Origin of the sequence: Galbibacter kalidii (assembly GCF_026241135.1) — a bacterium.
In the GTDB taxonomy this organism is placed as follows: Bacteria; Bacteroidota; Bacteroidia; order Flavobacteriales; family Flavobacteriaceae; genus Galbibacter.
Genome location: NZ_JAPFGA010000023.1, coordinates 39,007 through 54,668 on the forward strand (window position 1 = coordinate 39,007; position 15,662 = coordinate 54,668).

Genomic DNA, 15,662 nt, shown 5'->3' on the forward strand with positions numbered 1-15,662 from the left:
AGTAGTTGTGCCTAACAAAGATACTGAAAGCCTAAGTTTTTAATTGTAATTTTCATTACAAAAAAGCTCATTTTAACATCTTGTTTCGGATTAATAGCAATCCATTTTTAACTGTTGCTTCTTTTGAAAATAATCTAGTGGTTTTTGAATTTGTGTTTCACAGATATCTTCTAATGTTTTAAGTACGTCATCTTGCATGCTAAGTGAACCGCAGATCATAATAACCCCTCCATTTTGCATGACTTGGGCAATATGATTGGCATCTTTTTTCAAAAGATGTTGTACATATAGCTGTTCCTTTTCTTTTGATAGTGCCAGATGAAATTTATTTAACTTTTGATTGTTCAGAAAACTATCGATTTGATCCCGGTACAGGTCGAACGACTTTTCGGTACGTAAGCCGAGATAAAGATAGGTTTCTATGTCCTTTTTGTTTTCTTCGATCATGCCTAGAAAAGGTGCAATTCCGGTTCCGTTTGCAATTAGGATTACCTGTGGTGCTTTTTTAGGAAAATGGAAAGCGGTGTTGTTTACCACACGGGCTTTAAGGGAATCGTTTGGATTTAATCCGTTTAAAAATCCGGAGCCCAAACCGTTGTTGTGGTGTTTTACACTCAATTGAATCGTCCTTCCTTTTTTACCGATGGAATACAGCCGCTCAATATGGTCGTTTTTAGGGTAAACAGCCAACAGGTCTCCCGAGTTGATCTTCTGGAACCTTTTGGGTTTTAATTTGATTATAAAGGTGTCGTCGGGATTTTTCCGGACATTTGTTTTTTGTAATACCTTAAACAGCTTGATGTTTTTGGGTTTTATCTTGATGTCTTTCGGAAGTACAACAGCGCTACCTGTATTGTTATTCCACGAAGCAACCCATTCTATAAATGAAGCATACGATTTATCGTTTATTTTGCAAACAGGCATCAGACGGTTACCCAATACTTCAAGTTTTTGGTCAACATCAATAGCAAACTGACAGAAATTGGGGTATGCTAACGACCCAAAACCTATAACGGAATACGAAAATGGTTGTTTCAGTTTTTGATCAGCGACATTCAAAAATTTAGAGGCATTGGTAGGGGCTTCACCTTCACCATAGGTTGCTGTGAATACGATAAGATGTTCTAGGTTTTTAAAAGTATCAACATTGTTAAGCTGGGTTATGAATGCTTTTTTTCCGGCTTTCAGTAATGCTTTGTGAAATAGAATAGCAAAAATCAGGGTATTTCCATTTTCTGAACCAACCAGAATCACATAATCACATTCGTCTTTTTTGTATTTGTTTTTGATTTTTGATGCCGTACGCTTAAACGTCATCTTAAATCCGGAGTAGATAAAAAACAGGATGTTGACCGTAGCAATGGCCAGAATGACAGACCAAAGGATGCTTCCCTGCCCCGTATGCCATTCCATACTCAAGTCAGAAAAAATAGTGACCATAGGCGATTTTAATTCGCTTAAAACCTCTCCGGTAAATTGATTCACGACGAGCTCCCTGCTATTTAGTTTTAAAGTAAAATAATCTTCAACATCGGGAGAAAAAGGAAATTCAATTGATTTGACTTCGGAAAGCATGGTGTTTTTAAAGACGGGAAATTCTGCCGGATCAATCTTAGGTGATTCATTTATTGCGTCGAAATCTATTTGATGCGTTGTTTCAACTTTAGGAAGTAGGTCAAACTTCTCCAGCGATAAATATGTTCCTGTAAGGGTAATGATAATGATGGGGATCAAGGACAACCTTCCCAAGACTATGTGATAATACTGTGAAAAATCTTCCTTTACGATCTTGGTAAAGAATTTTTTTACGCCTCGTTGCCGTTTAATCACTAAGATAGCTCCGCTAATGGCAATCAAGAAGAGGAGGAAGGAGCAAAGCCCGACAAAAAACCGTCCGACACCTTTTAAAAAAAGGGAACGGTGAAAGTTGGTTATGGTTTGGAAGAATCTGGAAGGCTCTGCCTTTTCACCGAGAAACTCACCGGTTTCAGGATTGAAATAACCATTCAAATTATCGCCCTCTTCAGTAAAAACAGAAGCAATAAAAAAATCATTGGCATCTATTTCCATTTCCAAAACCTCGGGATATTTCTCCTGAAAGGCCTGTGTGGTTTCGGCAAGGCTAATTTTGTCGAGTCCGTCAACCTTATACGGTTTTATCCGGTTGGAAATAGGTTCGAATGCTAAAATAACCCCTGTAACAGCGGCTAAAACAATAAAAACAAAAGAAGATACAGCCAAGGCCAAGTGACTGTATCTCCAAATTGAAATGGTCATCCGATATTTTTGTTATTTGTTAACTGTTCCCTTCCCGTCTCAGGCGGGAGGGCTACCTGTCTGCCGGTGAGGCAGGGGGAGGGGCTTTTAATTAGGCAACATACGGATGTAGCGTATATAGCCTTTTCCTTCATGCTTTCCTTTTATATTTTCTCTTGTTAACGGGAACTGTATGTCTTTAACATAGTATTCCTTGTCTTCTACAGCAGTTTCAAAACGGATGCTGTAACCAGCGTCTATCTTATCATTTTCAATCTCTATTACATTGATAGCACGTGCACCGCCGGCAATGGTTGCTCCGGTAATGGCATCGATGTCATTGCGTTTCTTTCCATAGAAATTCCACCATTGGGTAATATCGTGGTACCATTCGGTATCGTCCCCCTGAACGTACAATGTTTTTTCGTATTCACCTTCAGGATTAATGAGGGAAATAACCACATAGGCAGCTTCACCTGTATAATTCGTCATTTGTATCATACACTTATACTTTGAAGCCGGGGCAGTGGTAAAAGAATAAATACCCAAAACGGCAATACTGAAAATGATTAGGTACTTTAATTTTTTCATTGATCTAATTATATTGAGTTCTACTTCAAAAATTCTATTCCAGTCTTGTTATTGATTAGAATTTCGTTTTCCGATGCAAGGTCAAATGCAGTTTCCTCAAAATCGGTAATAGCTTTTTTATCGGCGCCTAATTTAATAAGATATTTTAAAACTTCATCGTTTTTGGCAATCATAGCAGCTAAATGCAACGGAGTGTAACCTTCTGAATTTTTGGTATTTATATCGCCGTAGTAATTGTTTGCCCACTCTAAAAGCGTAAGGCTGTTCTTTTCTGCTGCAAGGTGATATAAGTTGTTGCCATTCCCTTGTGTTTTGGTGAGGTCAATACCTTTGTGGGCCAACAACTTAGCTTTGTTTTGAAAAGCCTTTGGACTTTGCTGGTTATATGACTGAACCAAATAATAAGCAATATTGTTTCCTTTACTGTCTTTAGCGTTAAGGCGGTCAGCTCCGTTATTATGGATCAAGAATTCCACCACGTCTTCAGAGTTTGAAGCAACTGCTAAAAGAAGGGCAGTTTCACCATTTTTGTTAGCAAGACTGATGTCTTTATTGTACTTGCTCAATAAAGTAAGCACTTCAATGTTGTTAGATCTGGCTGCGTTTATAAAAGGGGTATTTCCCTCGTTATCCTTGGCATTTACATCTAAGCCTTTATCTATAAAATATTGTAGCGTAGTAAGGTCTTTGTTCCTTGCAGCTAAAATATGCAACGGAGTTACCTTATTGTTATCGGCAGTTTTAGGAGAAAGTCCGATTGACTCCAAATATTGATAATATTTTAAAGATGTTGTGCCACCTCTCATTCCCCTGGCAGCAAAGAGAAAAGCATTGTCATCGCCTTTAATGCCCTTTGTCAAGGCTTTTTTAGACAGTTCAATATTCCCAGCTTTTGCAATATAGTTGAAAAGACTATTTCCTTCAGCATCAGTACTGTTGATGTCCAATCCCTTGCTTACAAAATAGTCAACAACCTTAAAATCCTTATTGTGAGGAGCGGTCAGTAAAAGGGCGTTAGCTCCATCGTGATTCAGGTCTTTTTTAAGATTTGCGCCATTGGCCAAGCAAATATCAAAAACTTTGGTGTTTTGTTGTCCTGTGGTGGCTGCAAAATTCAGGATTGTGCTTCCATGATCATCTACAATATCGGTTTTGGCTCCTTGTGTTATCAATTGGATCATTAATTCATTGTTACCTTTGTAAGCTGCCCAAAAAATATATGTCCTGCCGTCGTGGGTAAGTTTGTTAACACCGTTACCATCCAAAGAAATTAAATATTGTATGGTTTCATTAGGGGTGTCTTCTAAAATTGCGTACACTACCGGATCAAAATTATAAGCATTTAATTGATCCGGATCGTTTCCTTCGGTTATTTTAGCCTTTACGGTGGCTACATCTGGTTTGGTTTTCCAAAAATCACGCTCCAATAAAATATTATCTTGAGCATAGGTTGTCATCCCAACAAAAAGGACAGCTAAAAGAAGGATGTTTTTAATCTTCATCATGATTTATTCTTTTACAAATTTGTCAATTATTACATTTATTTCAGCTTGATCTTGATAAGCTTCCTCGTCGAAAAGGTATTTATAAAGTTCCTTATTGTCAACTTTGTGTTCCAATTTTAGGTCTTTGTTTTTGGAGAAAACCTCGTCCCATTTGGTACGTACCAATGCCCATTTATCTTTGTTCTTCTCCCAGTACTCCTGAGCAGATTTACATTTGCTATCATCTACTTTAACATAAGTGTTGTATCCTTTTTCCTGCGCAAGGATGATATCTTCTTTGTTGTCTTCGCGTATTACTTTGTCGTTATCCTGAATATGTAGCCAGCCCTTATCGGTAATTTCGTGCCTGTTTCTTCTGGTGGTCACATTGTAATCGCTGCGTTGTGTATATTCCCTGCGTGGAAGGGGAGCAGAAGTGGTGTTTTCCCAATAGCTTTTTCCGTCAACATGCACCCAAGAGGCACTTCCCGCATAGCGCGGACTGTCGTCTACCTGAAATACTATTTGGCTCCACTGTCCTTTTACTTCACTTTTTGGAAGACTGGTGTAAGTCCATTTATTATCATGATCATATACATACAGATCGGTGTTTTCATATTCCCAATCTTGTCTCCAGTGTTTTACGATATGTGGATGTTCTTTAGGCCCTACAATGAGAAGGTGTTGCATCGATATTTTATCTTTCGAATCGTTAACCAGCTGCACCCATTCCAAAGCTTTGGCATGTTTTACTTTTGAAGGTACATAGGTAGAATCTTCTGAATACTCAAAGGTCTCGGCAAAGTTAAACCCCACCTCATAGCAGCCACACATATCCTTAATGGCTTGTTGGTCTTGTTTTTTCTTGTTTTGTGCCTTAACACCTATGGCAAGTATAATTGATAAGCTGGTTAGTAAAATTGATTTTTTCATATGAGTTAAATTTTATTCTTATTTAGACTTAGTTTAAATAAATATTTTATATTTGTTCAACAAAAATAATTAGAATGAGTCTAAATAAAAATAAATATGGCGTATTTTTTTTCATTGTGTTATGTACTTCAGTTTGTGCTCAAAGAAAAGAACAGCGATTAGACTCGGTTGAATCGGAGCAATTAGAAGAGGTAATAATCACCGCTACACGTACCAAAAGACAACTTTCTTCATTACCCTTACCGGTCAAGTTAGTCACAAAAAAGGAAATAGAACGTATCAATTCAATGCGTTTGGGTGAGGTATTGAATCAACAAACCGGTTTGATCACTATCCCTGATTTCGGAGGAGGGGAAGGGATACAAATGCAGGGGATGGATTCAGAATATACCTTGATCCTTATAGATGGAATGCCATTAATAGGACGTTCAGCAGGGACCCTGGATGTAAATAGGATTACGGTTGATAATATTCAGCAGATAGAAATAGTGAAAGGGGCATCGTCCGGTTTATACGGAAGCGAAGCTTTGGGCGGGGTGATTAATATTATTACAGAAAACCCGAAAAACGGATTCAACGGAAAGCTGAGCTCGCAATACGGTACTTTCAATACCAATGATACAGGGGTTTCCCTGGGGTATAACAATGCAAAAGTATCCGCGAGTATTTTTGTGAACCGATATAGTAGCGACGGATATGATCTAAATGAAGATGATGAGCTGAACACAGTAGATCCTTTTGTAAATTATACCTTCAGTTCAAAGATGAAGTATAACTTTAACGACAATACTTCCTTAATGGTATCGGGCAGGTATTATACCCAAACCCAAGATTATATCGCTTCGGAAGATTTAAATGGGGAGAGTGCTATCGATGAATACAATTCCCACCTGAAGCTCGACCACGGTTTTAACGCTAAATGGAAAGGCTATTTTGAATTTTACACCACCAATTACAACGCAAAGGAATCCCTAAACAACCCCGATGGAACAAACTACAGCGATGGGTATTTTGACCAAAGGTTTTTAAGACCTGAGGCCAGACTGTCGTTCACGCCAAACCAAAAGAATAATTTTATTTTTGGTGCGGGGATGAATAATGAAACCCTGGACCGTACCGATTTCTCTGCGGAACCCAAATTCACTTCGCCATACATTTATACACAATACGACGCCAATCCGACTGAAAAACTAAACCTGATTCTTGGGGCACGTTTTGACAGCCATAGTGAATACAGTTCACAGTTTAGTCCAAAAGCTGCTTTTCGATACAAATTCAACAACAAAATAGCGGTAAAAGCATCGGTTGGGTATGGTTTTAAGGCTCCTGATTTCAGGCAGCTGTATTTTGATTTCACCAATTCGTCGGTGGGGTATACGGTATTGGGCCATAATGCTGTAACGACAGCCATTCCTAGAATGGAGGAAGATGGGCAAATAGAAAATATAGTGGTACCGATTTCTGAATTTGAAAACGATCTGCGACCTGAAAATTCTGTCGCATACAATCTAGGTTTTGATTTTAAGCCAATATCAGGTATCAAATTGAATGTAAATCTCTTCAGAAATAATATTGAAGACCTGATCGATACCCGAGTGATAGCCAATAAGACCAACGGACAAAATGTGTTTAGTTATTACAATGTGCACAAGGTATATACCCAAGGGCTCGAATTCAATACTACATGGATGCCCAACAACAAGCTGACACTTTCAGGTGGATACCAATTGTTGTATGCCAAGGACAAGGAAGCTGAAGATGTTTTCGAAAATGGAGAAGTGTATGCGCGAAATGAAAACGGTTCTTTTAGGCTGGATAAAGAAGATTACTTCGGATTATACAACCGTTCACGCCACATGGCAAATTTAAAACTGTTCTACATGCTCCCGGAATGGAAAGCAAATATGAACATCCGCGGGACTTACCGAAGCAAATACGGACTCTACGACAGCAACGGAAATAGCTATCTCGATGCCTACGATGATTTTGTAGACGGATATTCGGTTTGGGATATAGCTGTCAACAAAACCTTTGGTAAAAACTATACGGTAGGGGTAGGAGCGAACAATATTTTCGGATTTACTGATGGACAGATCACTAATATTTCCGGAAGAATTATTTATGGAAAACTCAATATTAAATTTTAAATACAATAATCAAATGAAATCAATTAAATTATTATCACTGGCCATAGCCTTTTTAGGAATCGTATCATGCAGTAGCGATGATGACAATTCCCCAGAACTTATACAAGTTGAATCAAGCTCGTATGAAAACCTAAAAGCAACCCAAAGTGCTGATTATTCAACAAATCCGCCTACAATAACAGGGGATTATATCAAATTCTCGTTTGAAGCCGGAGCTACTGTAAGCGGGGACAACTGGGATATTGCTTTTAGGGGAACCACCATTTTGGTAAACGGAGGCGAAGCTGCTTTTGAAGACGAGCCAGATAGAACAGCAACAGCAGGAGCCTATATTGCCACAGGAACCTTGGCAGATGTAAAAACGGTAGATACATCAAAATTAGCTCAGGATAGTGCCGAAGGATTGGCCATTCCAACAGGATCGGGCAATGGTTGGTACAATTACGATTCCACAACACATGTTGTATCACCTATTGCCGGGAAGGTAATTGTTGTAAGAACCCATGATGGGAGATATGCAAAAGTTGAAATTTTAAGCTATTACGAAAACGGAGAGCCTAATGAAGACCTAAGCAACTCACAGTATTACAGCTTCAATTATGTTTACCAACCCAATGTTGGTGAGACAAGCTTTTAAGAGAAGACTTCATAGCAATACAAAAAACCATTCGTTTTATACGGATGGTTTTTTATATTTAATGAAAAAGGTTCCTATTTGGAGGTTAATGTTTTAAGTTTTTCTATAAAAAATGGATGTTAATCGACTTGTTTTTAGTATGTTAAATAAATATGATTATATTTAGGCAACTATGATTGGTCTGTAAAAATGGACACCAACACAACCACACCAACCTTATCTCCGCATTTAACCCTAAATACGCGTATGCAATCTTATAATGACTATCGCTTGCATTACACCCAAATGGATTTTGGTTTTGAAGATGAATTTGTCAATGTTTTTCCAAGGACAGGCTATCTGGTAGCTACTTTGTTTGTTGGAGCGTCGGTGCATTGCAAATTCATGAATTATTCCAAACAAGAATTTCTACAAAACCGACTGTATCTTACAGGCTTGTTTTCCCAAAGTTCGTTATTTATGTCTATGAATGGTTACTGGAAATGTTACTTTTTTATGGTACATCCTGTAATAGGTTATCACATCCTGAAAACTCCTATGACTGAGTTGGTAGATAGACGGGTAGCCGTAAGTGATGTATTGAATGTCAACAACAATATATTGAGAAAGCTGGAAGAGAATGAATTGATAGATTCCTTAGATAGTGAATATTTCGATCAGTTTTTTCAAAATACCTTACCGGATAAAGATGTTTTCTTAAAAGATCCTATCTATTATGCCATAAACCAAATTATAAAAAACGACGGAAAGGTGTGTGTAGAAGAATTGGCCAAGCAATATTGTATGAGTCAGCGTACCCTACAACGTCAGTTTCTTTTAAAAGTCGGACTTTGTCCGCAAGCCTATGCCAGGATATGGAAGATCAAGCATGCAATGGAACTAATACAAGGTAACCCCAAAATGAGTCTCTCCGAAGTAGCTTTTAAGGCTGGGTATTACGATGTAGCACACTTGTCCCATGACTTTAAGAACCGAGTAGCGTTACCACCTTCACAACTGAATAATGCTATGAATCCACTTACGAAACGATACCTGAATATTAAACCTTTGGCATAAGTTTGTCGCATATTTACAGTAATTATTTTTTGGTTTATGCATAGATTATGTCATCTAACCAAACCTAATTAACAATGAAAGCATTAGCGTTTTTATACGGTATTGTATCTTATCTATTATTTTTTGTGACCTTTCTGTATGCCATCGCCTTTGTAGGCGACTTCGGGGTTTCTAAAACCATCGACACGGGTGAAGAAACATTCTTCGGCACAGCCATTATCATCAATATTGTTGTCCTTAGTGTTTTTGCACTTCAACACAGCATCATGGCCCGACAGGAATTTAAGAGGTGGTGGACTAAAATCATTCCGCCAGCCATTGAGCGAAGCACCTATGTGCTGCTATCTACCTTAGCACTTATCCTTATTTTTTGGCAGTGGCGACCTATGCCCGAAGTGGTATGGGAAGTAACCAATCCTTTTTGGGTAGGTGTGCTGTGGGGATTGTTTGCCTTGGGTTGGCTTACTGTGCTTTTATCCACTTTTATGATCAATCATTTTGACCTCTTCGGACTAAAACAGGTTTATGAAAACCTAAAAAAAATTCCTCCTAAACCCGTGCAGTTTACTACAAGATGGTTTTATAACATTGTTCGTCATCCCATCATGCTTGGATTCGTAATAGCCTTTTGGACGACTCCGGTAATGACACAAGGCCATTTGCTTTTTGCCGTGGTAACCACAGTTTACATTTTAGTTGCTGTAAAACTTCTGGAAGAACGGGATTTACGCAAACAGTTTGGAGATATTTATAAAGAGTATCAAAAAAAGACCCCCATGCTTATTCCATTTACAAAGTGGAAGAAATAAAACTGTTGAATCTACCATGAACGTACATATCTGCTATATATCCCTCTAATAATAAGTGTTTTTTAATTAATATTGTCGCTTTTTTACAGTAAATACAATTCAAATGTAGTTTAATTTTACAAATAGGCTATTAATTAATTTTGATATTCCCTTTACCTGCTTAACATCACCTTGTGCTTCCTCCAAGCTTATATTAAATATAATTGTTTATTACAACGTAATTGTTGGTAGTTAAAGGAAAGCAAGGGGTTGATTAGGTTGAACATAAGCATAGATATTCAAAACAACTAATTGTATAAGTCATGGCATTCTCATACATTGGAAATTACCCGAAAAACCGTGAAACAAATTGGAGCGATAGCTTACAGGGTGTTACACACGATGAAGAGCACTGGTATTTCACTCAAAAAACAAAAATAATAAAGTTCCACGTCTCCACACGTCTTTCTCACAATACCGATGCATCAGTGGAAGTGGCACACATGCCAAAATCACTTGAGAGGTATGGCGGGGATCATTTCGGTGATCCAGATTTTATTCGATTTAATCGAAAGGGATACTTGTTTATACCTGTTGAGAATGAAGAAGGCGTGAATAGAATCGGGAATGCACCACGGATTGCCGTATTCTCGACTGATGGTGGCCTTAAATTCATTGGGTTCTATCCTCTTCCCCAGCAAAACAAAAGACAAAAAACTGCCAGAGCGGGTTGGTGTGCAATACATCCTCAAACACGTATTCTCTACTCCTCACATAACCGAATAGATAGCAGGTATCCAGTGTACATGTACAAAGTTGATTATAGGAGAATCGGTCAAGAGCGAAACAGAGATATTTTGACTACTGCTGGTCGGTTTGAGTTAAAGGATTCTCGTGGTAATCCCTATATAGTTTCACGGTATTTACAAGGCGGGACATTTTCCCCTGACGGAAGACTCATACTATTGAATGGACGGGCTAGCAACGATACTCCTGCTCGAGAAGGGGGAATCCACATTTTTGACAAGAATGGGAGGATAGTTGAACGATCAATACTTGGACGCTCAAGGAGAATCAAATTTCGATATCAATACGAACCCGGATTTCCAAACTATCAAGAGCCTGAGGGAATAACGTATTGGAATCTTGCAAGACGTCAAAGCTTGCCTTCAAAAAAACTTAAGGGTCAATTGCATGCCATTTTGCTTAATAAACAAGCAGGAAAAGACAACTACTGGTTTAAGCATTATAGTGAACATTGATAATTAAGAATAAAACAATAGCAATCAGAAAAACGGTATTATTTACTTTAATTACAATTAATTATTATGGCTGATTCATTACAAATAGCTTCTCGGAAAATCACAAAAAAAAGAAATCAGTTAAAGACTAAAGGTTTTCATATTGGGAATAGAGTTTCTCAGGTAGAAAAGGTGAAATTTGGCGGTTATGTTCAAAGATTTAAAAATGGAAACATTTATTCACATCACACAGTAGGAACTTTTGAGGTCCACGGGGGAATTTTAAAGAAATATATATCAAGAGGTGAGTTTGATTCCAGTAGTCACACTTTGAGGAGGGAGCTTGGCTTCCCAAAATCGGATGAACAAAGAACCGATGAAGGTTACCCTTTTAGCTTATTTGAATGGGGTGAAATCATTTATATGCCCGGTACAAGAGGAGGTGTAGCTATAAGCGGTCCAATTTATCAGGAATGGAAAGCATCAAATAAAGATGAGTTTGGATATCCCATATCAAGCAATATTTGGCAAGGTAAAATGGAAATAGTTTGCTTTGAGAGAGGATTGTGTGTGTTTAACAAATCCATATATAATCATCCCATCTGGTTAAAATTACGATTTCCCTTGTTAGGAAGCCCAAAAATAACCGATTTATCCCTCAAAGACCTTTCCGTTCATTTTTATTTGGACAGTAAACATGCCAGAAAAATTACAAATAAAGACGAATTTAATAAAATCCTGAATGAAAGGTTTTCCCTTAGAAAAGTTGGAAAGAAATCCAAAAAAATTCAATTGGTCTATGATAAATCCAAGGACATAGGAATTCCATTATTACCTGACCAAACAAGAGTTGATCTTGAACCCAAAAAAGTTCCCCTTAGGGTTGATGACAAATCTCCGGAATTATATGATTTGGTGTTTAAAAATGAAAATAATGCCTATTATAATATCGCTCCACATTGTATCTACTCCCGTAAGGACTGGACAGATTTTGGGCTGTTACATGCTACTGATATCCATGTGGCGAAGAGAATAGATGCTTTTAAAAAGACACTTGAAAAGGCAAGAACAAAATATCCTGATTTTTCAAATGAAATTTCAAATGGAATAGATAACCTCAACAATTGGAATAATGGTTTCAGGGACCTGATAAGGTATGCTAACAGCATGTATAAGAAAGGGGTTGTTGATGGAATTATGGCCACAGGGGATCTGGTAGATTATCTGTACGAGAAGGGAGACAATTATGAATCAGGAGGGAATTTTAAATTCTTCAAAGATTTAATATTAGGGAAGTCCCCTTATCCGGAAAAAGATCACCCACAGGAAGAGTTGTTGGTTCCCATCTTTACAACCTTAGGCAATCATGATTATCGTGTCTTACCCTATGAAATTTATGGCCGTTTGGATATTCCCGTGCATTCAGATAAAGACCTTCCTCAATATTCAGGCTATAATTTATCAAAATTTGAAGCACGGGTATTACAAGGGGGAAATCCAAATAGGTTTAATAACGATGATAAGGGTAGGATAAAAATAAGCACAGACACAGCGACAAAGCAAGTGATTCCAGCTACCAAATTGAGCTTTTGGAAGAAAGATTATTTAACGTATTACAAATTAAACTTTAACAGTTTGGCAAATAATAAAATTCAATTAGGTAAACATACTATCTTAATGTTAGATACCGGTCCCGATAAAGATGCTCCGGATGGCAAATGGGATACTTGGGACGCAATAACTACTTCTTTTGGCTTCGGATCCGAAGATGAAGAAGCATTTCAGGTTCACCATGCTCCTAATTGTATTGGCCCTAATAAACGGGTATATACCTTGCTAGCGAATACATTAAAAAAAGAAGAGGGATTAGTATTTGTTGGAATGCACGCCCCTCCGGTTAATATTTGGAAAAACGAATATCCCCATTATTTCAGGGAAACAGAGCATGCAAAAACGGATGAACTGGAAATAGTTAATTTCTTACGTAGAAGTAAATTTGCAGCATTTGGTGTAATGAATAATAATGAAATGTCTAAAAGGGTAGTGATTCAGCATTTTAAAGACTGGCCGCTTTCGACAGATGCATTTAAAACCCATTCAGCCAAGAACCTTGTCGATTTTGGTGTTTCTCGTGGAGATATTGATGAATTTTTAAGGCTGCTTACAGGTGATGATGGTGCAGTAACACCAATTGATTTATTGCTTACAGGACATGACCATACACTCTCCGAGATACGCTTAAAATGGAATTCTAACCATATCAAATATTATACAGATTTTTATACAGAAAACCCGAAACGGTATTATAATTCTAAAAAATACAAAGGGGAATTTGGCATATATGATAAGGTGAAAATTTCAGTAGTTGAAGGTGCTACCATTAACAAACAGCCAACTTTAATTTCTGAAGGCAATTCAAGGGTTAAGCATCTTGAAATTCCGCCATATGCCACGCCGTTAAACGAAGCTCCTGATAAAGGAGGATGGTGGAGAGAGCACAAGCCATTACTTATTCAAGGAGCCCCTTTAGGGCCAAAAGATGTTACCAATCGTACCAGAAATTCCTCCACTCCCCACCAGCCTTCATTTGAAGGGTGTAAATTAATTATAGTCAGAAAAAATCTAATTGATAAAATTATGCAAATTTCAAGAGGAGAACTTTCAAAACCGAAATACGATATTCCATTTGGTGTAAAAGGAGTTTCATATGGCAGGCGTTCAATAATAAATCAACCAAATGGATTTACACGCGCAAGATTAAGAAATAGTTAAGGATGAGTTATATCAGATATAAAAATGCTAAGAAGAATAAATGGACGACCCTTGAATGGTTCTTCAATGCTAAAGGAGTTGCTTTTTTTAGAGAGCCTGTAGGCGCTACTATAAAAGTCCGTTATGGAATAGGTTGGTTAGGCAAGGACAGGCAGAAACAAAAACTGGACGGTAATTATAAAAATTACAGGTAGGCAAGTGGTCTTTAGTTAGAGCCAGAATACAGATTAAGGTGAAAGAGTCTACCCTTGTAACCTATTATTACGATGGCCAAGGTGTGGGGGAAAATTTTCCAAAAGTCGAATTTTAAAAAGGATACAAAATGAAAAAATCAGTGTTAATGCAAATATTACTTGTAACAAGCTTGATAGTATTGATTTCTTGTTCTAATAATAAGAAAGAAGAAAAACAGGAAAGTGCTATAGAGGAAGTAGATGAGAATAGTACTGATCAGGGAACCAACAAGCCACCAGTTGTTGAGGCCAGGGATTTAAAAATCACAAATGTAAAAATCATTAAATTAAACGATCCCATAGATTCATGGATAACACATCAGATAAAAGTTACCATTAGGAATACAGGTAACGCACAGGCTAAAGGATTTTCTTGTGGTGTGAACTACAAATGCCCAGGGGGAACAACAATCTCCGGGGGGAATACAATTGTTCAGGGAGGGGTTTTAGGTTCTAATCGACAATTTGAATATTTACGGAAAGTCCATATCCACTGTGAACCTATTCCTGCATTTCTCGATATGGAATTTAATGTGGATATTAATAATGATGTTGAAGAAACAAATGAGAATAATAATATCTACTCACGTAGAATGTCAATTCCTTTTTAAATATCTACGGTTTTAACATCACAAACTCATTTTAGTTTCTATAAACTTCATTAGCGATAATCCTTTAGGTGCTAAAGGAATCAGATCTATTCGTGTTAAATATGGGTTTTCATAATCCATTGTGAATTACATGACGAACAATTTGTATTATAGATAGTTAACCTCGACCACTTGGAAACGAGACCTCAAATCGAATCGAATGTTTAAAGAGTTAAATGTAATCAGAAAAAGAGCCGAGATAAAGAAAGTTATTAAAGGGCATAATCGTAGGATTAATTATTTGATGTATAATCAAGAATCGCTTAAAGACAGACTACTAAAAAAAACAGATAAAAATGACAAATAAAAAATTAGACAGAATAATGTTTTATATAATGATAGTCATTATTTTAGGTGGCTTATTTTTCCTTATTTTGGGAAATTAAAAGCACGCAAAAATGACAGTAAAAGATTTAAAATAAAATTGGCAGAGGATTGAAAAATTTAAACATTCGATGTTCTTCAGTTTTTAGAAGGTAAACGATTGGATGTTGGCTTTCACCAAATGTAATCTGAAAAAGGGATGGGAATTAGATACACAAATATTAAATATAAAGGATATGTTTTTTTCAGCGGAACAAGTTAAATATGGAGATTCCGATAAAAACAAGATGTGTGGGGAAGGTTGTATAGAGGAATAGGGTCATGCCCCTAAACCACCTTATATGCGAGCCGTCACTGTGCCTCACAGGACCTTTATTTTTATGGGTATAAGCTACATGCGGTCTGCTCTGTGGGTGGGGTGTTCCAAAGCTTTGACCTGAGTCCGGCATCTGTCATGATATTAATTATCTCGATGATATCAAGGCCCAGTTGTCTGATTGTGTCCTGCTCGGGGACAAGGGGTATCTTTCGTCAGAAGTCCAGTTGAACC

12 protein-coding genes and 1 pseudogene are annotated in these 15,662 nt (G+C 37.4%); 9 read left to right on the top strand and 4 right to left on the bottom strand.

Features of this window, described 5'->3' with window-relative positions:
• Window positions 1-90 precede the first annotated feature (90 nt).
• From OOZ15_RS18020 to OOZ15_RS18035, 4 genes are all read right to left on the bottom strand, one after another.
• Window positions 91-2,277, bottom strand: coding sequence for a PepSY domain-containing protein (locus OOZ15_RS18020; protein ID WP_265957845.1), 2,187 nt, complete (start codon window positions 2,275-2,277; stop codon window positions 91-93).
• An 87-nt stretch (window positions 2,278-2,364) separates the two neighbouring features.
• Window positions 2,365-2,847 (bottom strand): DUF2271 domain-containing protein, encoded by a 483-nt coding sequence (locus OOZ15_RS18025; RefSeq protein ID WP_265957846.1) that lies wholly within the window; start codon window positions 2,845-2,847, stop codon window positions 2,365-2,367.
• A gap of 20 nt (window positions 2,848-2,867) precedes the next feature.
• Entirely contained in the window at window positions 2,868-4,352 is a 1,485-nt protein-coding gene (locus tag OOZ15_RS18030; protein ID WP_265957847.1) for an ankyrin repeat domain-containing protein, read from the bottom strand.
• Window positions 4,353-4,355: 3 nt separating this feature from the next.
• Entirely contained in the window at window positions 4,356-5,264 is a 909-nt protein-coding gene (locus OOZ15_RS18035; protein WP_265957848.1) for a DUF6607 family protein, read from the bottom strand.
• Between the two features lie 74 nt (window positions 5,265-5,338).
• Between OOZ15_RS18035 and OOZ15_RS18040 the strand changes: the two genes are divergently transcribed.
• From OOZ15_RS18040 to OOZ15_RS18080, 9 genes and pseudogenes are all read left to right on the top strand, one after another.
• A complete protein-coding gene (locus OOZ15_RS18040; RefSeq protein ID WP_265957849.1) occupies window positions 5,339-7,411 on the top strand; it encodes a TonB-dependent receptor plug domain-containing protein in 2,073 nt (690 codons plus the stop codon).
• A gap of 13 nt (window positions 7,412-7,424) precedes the next feature.
• Complete coding sequence (locus tag OOZ15_RS18045) at window positions 7,425-8,048, top strand: HmuY family protein (protein WP_265957850.1); 624 nt, start codon at window positions 7,425-7,427, stop codon at window positions 8,046-8,048.
• A 189-nt stretch (window positions 8,049-8,237) separates the two neighbouring features.
• Window positions 8,238-9,104 carry a helix-turn-helix domain-containing protein gene (locus OOZ15_RS18050; RefSeq protein WP_265957851.1) on the top strand — a complete coding sequence of 289 codons (867 nt, stop codon included), beginning with the start codon at window positions 8,238-8,240 and terminating at the stop codon, window positions 9,102-9,104.
• 74 nt (window positions 9,105-9,178) lie between these two features.
• Window positions 9,179-9,913, top strand: coding sequence for a methanethiol S-methyltransferase (gene mddA / locus OOZ15_RS18055; RefSeq protein ID WP_265957852.1), 735 nt, complete (start codon window positions 9,179-9,181; stop codon window positions 9,911-9,913).
• A gap of 302 nt (window positions 9,914-10,215) precedes the next feature.
• On the top strand, window positions 10,216-11,154 hold the full coding sequence (locus tag OOZ15_RS18060) for a hypothetical protein (protein WP_265957853.1): 939 nt from the start codon (window positions 10,216-10,218) through the stop codon (window positions 11,152-11,154).
• Window positions 11,155-11,220: 66 nt separating this feature from the next.
• Window positions 11,221-13,905 carry a metallophosphoesterase gene (locus OOZ15_RS18065; RefSeq protein WP_265957854.1) on the top strand — a complete coding sequence of 895 codons (2,685 nt, stop codon included), beginning with the start codon at window positions 11,221-11,223 and terminating at the stop codon, window positions 13,903-13,905.
• A 2-nt stretch (window positions 13,906-13,907) separates the two neighbouring features.
• The gene (locus OOZ15_RS18070; RefSeq protein WP_265957855.1) at window positions 13,908-14,099 is read left to right on the top strand and encodes a hypothetical protein; all 192 of its coding nucleotides are present in this window, start codon (window positions 13,908-13,910) and stop codon (window positions 14,097-14,099) included.
• A gap of 128 nt (window positions 14,100-14,227) precedes the next feature.
• Entirely contained in the window at window positions 14,228-14,749 is a 522-nt protein-coding gene (locus OOZ15_RS18075) for a CARDB domain-containing protein (protein WP_265957856.1), read from the top strand.
• 715 nt (window positions 14,750-15,464) lie between these two features.
• Window positions 15,465-15,662: pseudogene (locus OOZ15_RS18080) on the top strand (transposase); the annotation flags it as partial.